Origin of the sequence: Opacimonas viscosa, assembly GCF_024199005.1 — a bacterium.
GTDB lineage: Bacteria > Pseudomonadota > Gammaproteobacteria > Enterobacterales > Alteromonadaceae > Opacimonas > Opacimonas viscosa.
Genome location: NZ_JANATA010000026.1, coordinates 21,989 through 29,228 on the forward strand (window position 1 = coordinate 21,989; position 7,240 = coordinate 29,228).

A 7,240-nucleotide genomic window follows, 5' to 3' on the forward strand; every position below is an offset into this window, starting at 1 on the left:
CGGTTTAACCCGCTGGATATACATAAGACGCCCCGACACCTAAGGGTAAGCCCACTGTCCAATAAATTAATAAGAATGCCGTCCAGACAATCAAAAAGGTAATACTATACGGCAGCATTAATGATAATAAGGTACCTATCCCTGTTGATTTTACGTAGCGCTGACAGTAAATCACAACGAGCGGGAAGTACGGCAATAACGGCGTGATGATATTCGACGACGAATCACCAAGGCGATATGCTGCCTGAGTTAAATCCGGTGAGATCCCTAACTGCATCAGCATAGGGACAAAAATCGGTCCTAGTAATGCCCATTTTGCGGACGATGAACCGACGAACAGATTCACAAATGCCGTCAGAAATATAATACCCACAATAGTCACGCTAGCAGGTAAAGATAATCCTTGTAAGAACTCAGCACCATTAATCGCCAATAATGCCCCAAGATTGGATTTGCCAAAGGCATCAATGAACAAGGCACAGAAAAAAGCCATCACAATGTAGTAACTCATCCCTTGCATGGCTTTCGTCATGCTATCTATCATATCTTTGGTTGATGAATAGGTGCCTGACATATAACCGTATACCACCCCTGGGATCAAAAATAGCAAAAAGATGATCGGGACGATCGATTGCATTACTGGTGCTGCAAATGTCGTTAATTCGCCATTCGCATCTCTTAGAGGTGATGTTTCAGGATATAAAATAGCAATTAATCCCACAATCCCGGCTAGCATCGTTAAGCTCGCATAGCGCAATGCTTTGGTTTGGACTGGGTTAAGATCTTCAAATTTAGGGATCTCATTTGGGTCACCATCCACGGCTACCTCTTTGAGGCGTGGCTCGATAACTTTATCGGTCAAATACCAAGCCAAACTAATAATGACCAGTGATGATGCTGAGTTAAAGAACCAGTTGTTTAAAGGGTTTACTTGAATGGTTGGATCAATAATTTGCGCAGCTTCTTGGGTAAAACTTTGTAGTAAAGGGTCAATTGCAGAGGGGATGAAGTTTGCACAAAAGCCACCACTCACGCCAGCAAAAGCAGCTGCTATACCCGCTAATGGGTGACGTCCCATCGCATAGAAAATCACACCGGCTAGTGGGATGACGAGTACATAGCCTGCATCAGTTGCAGTATGTGAGACGATCGCAACCAATACCACCATCGGAGTAAGTAAGGTACGTGGTGTCGAATCCAGCATGCGTTTTAGGCCTGCACTGATAAAGCCAGAGTGTTCAGCAACACCCACACCGAGCATCGCCACAAGCACTACCCCCAAAGGAGCAAAGCCGGTAAAGATAGTGACCATACGACTTAAAAAGTCAGCCAAAGAAGCACCCGTCAGTAAATTGTTTACCACAACAGCTTCTTCGGTACGCGGGTCTAGCGTAGTAAATGTCATCTGCGAGAAAATCGCGGATAAGACCCAGACCACGACTAAACAGATAAAGAAAATGATAGCTGGATCGGGTAATTTATTACCAACGACCTCAACCTTATCAAGCGCTCGCATTGTGAGTGATTTATGTGCAGTGTTTGTTTGTTCCATAAGAACCCCAACCTCATTATTATTATATTTTTATACCTTGCGGCATGTATCAGTGGTTAGCTTAATTTATTTTGCATTTTGTGTATAGCTGAACAAACCTTGTGAGCCTTGGATAAAAGGCGAAAGCTGTTTCGAATACCTGCCATCCCAACAGTGATAAGAAATAATTAATTTGCGCTTAGGGCGACTCAAAGCCACATATAACAAGCGCTTACTTTCTGCACGTCGGGCTTGGACTTCCACATCCGGTGTGTCTTTGGGGATCCAACCTGGATAGGCATTTTCAGTAGCACTGGGCAGTAATACTGTATCAAATTCTAAACCCTTGGCACGATGCACGGTACTGATAACGACTTTGTCTTGTTCTGGATCGATCAGGTCAATTTCTTTGAGCATGAACAAGGTGTCAATCTTGCGCAGTTGTTGAATGACTGCTGGGTCAGATTTGTTGAACCAAAGCTGGGTATTTACCAATGTCGGGAAGTCCCCAAAATAGCCTTGTCGGTCTAACCAGGGGATCAATTTACGCTCTATTTCTAAGCGCGTTATTTGTGCCGTTTTCGCGTCATACCAGCTTGATTGGGCAAGTGTATATTCTAACCATGTCCGCAGCACATCAACTAAACTTACCGAGAAGTGCTGCAAAGTAGACTCGTAAAACAAGGGTAATAGGGTTTTTAGATGGTGGTTTACCGGGTTTATGAGTGTAGCGTATTCATCCAACACCGCATCAACCTGTTGTAAGCGTGGTGGTAAATCTGCGACAATTTTGGTCAATAATGAAGCTGTAGCTTTGACATCATCCAGGGCGTTATGACTATTGACGCCGGCCAAACCAAAACTATCTAACAGGCTTTCTAAGCGGTGTGAATCTTCCTTCGGGTACATCATACGAGAAAGTACCAAAGTATCAAATTGGTATTGCTGGGTGACTCGGTGGTATGCAGCTAAGAGTTCAGGATCTTGGGGCAGTGCTTGGATGTTGGTGCGTAACATCATTTTGTCAAAGTGCATATTATGCGCCACCAAAGGAGATGTCCCAATAAACGCAAAAAAGTCCTGTAATACCTCACTCAACGAATCCCCATTGGCGACTTGGTCTTCTGTAATATGATGAATGGCTTGGCTTTTTAAAAACGCTTCATGTAGTCGAGAATCAGCATCCATCCCTACATCGACATAACGATCAAACTCAGCGACAACTTCTCCATTAATGACTCTTACTGCTGCGAGTTGAATGATTTTTTCTTGGAAAAAATCCAGGCCGGTGGTTTCGGTATCAAAAATAACGACCCCCTCATCCGCAAATTCACTGCATAAGTGTTTAAGTGGATAGTTAAATAGCGTGGAGGTCTGAGTTTGATAGAGGACCTGCTCAAGAGGTAGACCGATGCGTTGGATTTTGTTGGTAAATGCAATGACATCGGCGAGTTGCATTTTGTTACCACCAGTATGTCGTGATAAACGGAAAATAATGCTCCACCAATCCATCCGTGCCGCATTCCCATCCAGCACCTTTAACCAGCTGAACCAGTCTTGTAACACTGCTTTTTGTAGCAAATCAGACTGACTGACTTGGAAAAATGAGATATCGTTGTCGAGTAAAGTTTCTGCATAGGTATTACACAAAGCGTTAGTGGGTACCAACAAACCTACATTTCTTTCAGGCTCAGCAATGATTTTAGCGACAGCTTTACACAGACGCTCACGCTCTTGTACCGCATCATTGAACTGCAATAACAACGTCGGATGTGTTTCTGCAATATCTGATTGTGCTGCAATCGGTCGTAACTGCCAATGCTCATGTCTATATTGGTTTAAAATGCTTAGGATAGCTGGGTGTGAGCGGTAATTTTGAGCCAAAGAATGATGGGTATATTCGGCCACTTCACTGCGCAACAAGGCTAAGTCAGCACCTAAAAAACGATAAATAGACTGTTCGCTGTCACCCACCGCAAAGATATGTGTAGTGGGTGTTTGTAAACACCGCAAAATAGCCCACTGCACTGGGTTGAGATCTTGGACTTCATCGATTTGGATAAATGCACGAGGTTGTGGATGGCGCAATAATTCTTGTAATCCAATACATAAAACATCATCAAAATCTAAACAACGTGACTGTTTTTTTACTTTGACAAAGGTTTTAAACCAAAGCCATAAGTAAGCGAGTGCCGTTTCTGGTTCAAGTGAGCCTAGGCCACTTTGCATCTGTACGGTAACGACCGCACCTATTAAATGTGTTTTACAATAACCTGCGATAAGTTCAGAAAACTCATCTTCAAGTCCTAACTCAATGAGTTTGAAAGGAATATATAAATTATATAATGCACTTTTGAGACTCGGAGGAGAGTACGCACTTTGTTGCAGTTGCAACTCAGTCTGCAGTGCACTTTGTTGCAGGAAATGACTCAGTATGTCTGGATATGTTGTGGTTTGAGGCTTAAGTGCAATATGTGTCTTTGCCATGTTGAGCATTTGATGTTTATATTCATCAGGTAAAATACTGGCTGCACGAGTGTGATAAGGCAAACGACTATTTCTGATCACCTCCATACAAAAAGCATGAAAATTGCCAATGAAAGGTTGCCTTTTGCCCAATACACTCGCCGCTCTGTCTTGCATTTCAGTAGCTGCGCGAGTAGTAAATGTCAGGCAAATTATCTCTTTATCATCAGCATATCGAGCGCATGCATCGGCTAATCGTGCTGTCAGAATGGCGGTTTTTCCAGCACCGGGTGGAGCATTTACGAAATGCTTCCCAGAACTAATGGCAGTTAATGCACTTTGTTGCTCGTCGAAAAGAATAGGCTCAGAAGACATAAAATATACATGGTTAAATCATATAAGAATAATAAGCCATGAGTTGATTTTGTCTACTGATCTGTTGATTAGAATTTATTCGGCAGGCACACAAATCACTTCGCAATGTACTTTACTTAATACTTCTTCTGCAGTGTTACCGATGAAAAAAGCGCTTAGACCTGAACGGCCCGCTGTCCCCATTACTAATAAATCAGCGGCATTTTCATCACAAAAATCCGCAATACCATATTCGATTTGATTCATCTTCACATGACAATGAACGGGATCTAAATCGTACATTTTTGCAAAATCTAGCATATCTTTTTGGTGTTTCGCATCGACAGTTTCAACTAGCGTAGTGGTGTTTAGGGCAACCAACTCAAAACCCACCGATTGGACTGGCGGTTCATATACATGTAAGTATTCGACTGTCGCTGGTAATAGTTGGGTCAGTAATTTTCCAATGGCAACAATACGTTGATTTAACAAAAGGTGTTCGTCGTCGTTCACTGTTGGATCAATTGCGATAATGATTTTGTGATAATCTCGCTCAATATCATCCACTAACCACAAAGGTCGTGTCGTTGTTCTGATACATTCTCGGTCAATGGCAGTAGCAAAAGGATTGATCAGATTAATATCTTCACTTTTGCGCTTAATAACAAAGGTGGGGTCTACCGAATCACACAGTGTTTCAATGGCTAACGCAATGTTCTGGGTATACCGAATATGTGCCACAGCAGAAATTCCACTGTCCTTAATGTGTTGTGTTAAAGGTGCCAGTTTCTCTTCTTGGGTCTGCAGTATATTATTTTTGATTTGTGTGTAATCGTCTACGGATAAAAAATCTGCGTATTGTGTGACTGGATCATAAACAGAAGTCACCATATGAATATCAGAACCGAATTGCTGAGCTAGATTATGTGCCTTGTTCAAGGCAACATGCTCAGCATGTTCTGTGTTCACAGTGACTAAAAGTTTGGGGACAGCACTCTTCTCGCTAGCAACCGAAGTGGCATGGTTCATAACAGACTCCATGAGTAAACATTAAACCTAACTAAAGTATAGTTTGCCCCGTTCGAATAGAAATTATATTTTTGAATTTCAGTATCTGATTTGATTTAGATCAACTGCATTAGTCAGTCAGCTACCCCCTTTTCACGCAACACTACTTAAATCACTTTGCCTAGCAGTATTACGCGAAATTTTACTCGCCAGATAGGCTATTAGCCTCTTCATATCGATTTCATTTTGATGAAGCCCTAGCTTGGTTCTACGCCATAAGATATCTTCAACATCGGTGACGAACTCATATTGCACTAAATAATCGACCTCTGCTTGGGTCAATCCGGCACCAAAATCTTGGCCTAAATCTTCGCTAGTGTGGCACTGGTCTAAAAATTGATTCGCCAAGACACCATATTGACGGGCAAAACGCTGTACTTGCTGAAAGGTGAGAAATGCGTATTTTTTTTGCCAAGTATCGATCAAGCTTACTTGGCTAGAAAAATCACCGCCAGGTAATCTCAGTGTCTTTGTTTGACAACTTCCCATCTGAGGAAAGACAGGTTTTAGCGCATCAACCGCTGCTTCTGCGAGTTTGCGATAAGTGGTGATTTTACCGCCAAAGATAGACAATAAAGGGGCCTGCGTCGGGCTGTGTGACATGTCAAACGTGTAATCACGGGTCGCTTCGGCTGCTGCGTCAGCACCATCATCAATCAGTGGTCTTACCCCAGAAAAAGTATGTACAATATCTTCGGCACAAATTTGTTGTTTAAAATACGCATTGGCAATATCAATAATATATTGAGTTTCTTCAGCATCAATTACGACATCTTTGGGGTTGCCTTGGTAGTCCACATCGGTCGTACCTACTAATGAAAAGTCATCTTCATAGGGCAAAACAAATACAATTCGATTATCAGCATTTTGTAAAATGTAGGCTTTATTTTCACTATGAATTTTGGGAACAACGATATGGCTGCCTTTGACCAGGCGAATTTTTTTTGGTGATGGCGTTGAGAATGCTTTGGTAAATAAGCTTTCCACCCAAGGCCCTGAAGCATTAACTAGCGATTTGGTGGTCAATGTGCGTTCTACGTTGTGCAATTTATCAAGTACCGTAACCGCCCAGTAGTTACCTTTATTCTCTGCTTTGACACACTCTGTCTGCGTCATGATTGTGGCATTATGGGCATGAGCTTGCATGGCATTTAACGTGACTAGACGCGCATCGTCAACCCATCCATCTGAATATTCAAAACAGGTTTTAATACTCTCTATTAACGGTGAAGTATCTGTTGTGTGTACTTTTTTTGAGGCTGGCAAACTCACACGCTTGGCGAGATTGTCGTATAAAAACATACCGATGCGAATCATCCACTGTGGGCGTAAGTGTTTTTGGTGGGGTAGGGCAAAACGCAAAGGCCACATGATATGTGGTGCATTTGCTAGTAATACCTCTCGCTCAGCTAAAGCCTCACGGACTAAACGAAATTCATAGTGTTCTAAATAACGCAAGCCACCGTGTATGAGTTTGCTGCTATTCGATGATGTAGCAGAAGCTAAGTCATTTTGTTCGCATAGGGCAACGTGCAAGCCACGTGTAGCAGCGTCAGCAGCAACCCCAACTCCATTAATACCACCACCGATCACAAATACATCATAATCCAACTTCATTATTTTTCCTGTTCGTTTTTTTACTTCACGCCGTAATTAAGTCTAAATATAGATCACAAAAAAACAATAAGCAACACAAACGAACAAAAAAGATTAAAAGTGAACATTTTGTTGTTGCATAGAAAATTCCAAATCGTAATTTGTTTAAAAATAGGGAATAGGGAATAGGGAATAGGGAATAGGGAATAGGGAATAGGGAATAGG

The 7,240-nt window shown here is 42.2% G+C and carries 4 protein-coding genes; all 4 read right to left on the reverse strand.

Features of this window, described 5'->3' with window-relative positions:
• Positions 1 to 4 precede the first annotated feature (4 nt).
• The 4 genes from NLF92_RS11820 to glpD all read right to left on the reverse strand — a co-directional run bounded on the left by NLF92_RS11820 (position 5) and on the right by glpD (position 7,036).
• A complete protein-coding gene (locus NLF92_RS11820) occupies positions 5 to 1,552 on the reverse strand; it encodes an AbgT family transporter (protein WP_254102212.1) in 1,548 nt (515 codons plus the stop codon).
• A 66-nt stretch (positions 1,553 to 1,618) separates the two neighbouring features.
• Positions 1,619 to 4,372 (reverse strand): UvrD-helicase domain-containing protein, encoded by a 2,754-nt coding sequence (locus tag NLF92_RS11825; protein WP_254102214.1) that lies wholly within the window; start codon positions 4,370 to 4,372, stop codon positions 1,619 to 1,621.
• A gap of 75 nt (positions 4,373 to 4,447) precedes the next feature.
• Positions 4,448 to 5,380, reverse strand: a complete 933-nt coding sequence (locus NLF92_RS11830) for a universal stress protein (protein WP_254102216.1) — start codon at positions 5,378 to 5,380, stop codon at positions 4,448 to 4,450.
• A gap of 132 nt (positions 5,381 to 5,512) precedes the next feature.
• Entirely contained in the window at positions 5,513 to 7,036 is a 1,524-nt protein-coding gene (glpD, locus tag NLF92_RS11835; protein ID WP_254102218.1) for a glycerol-3-phosphate dehydrogenase, read from the reverse strand.
• Positions 7,037 to 7,240 lie beyond the last annotated feature (204 nt).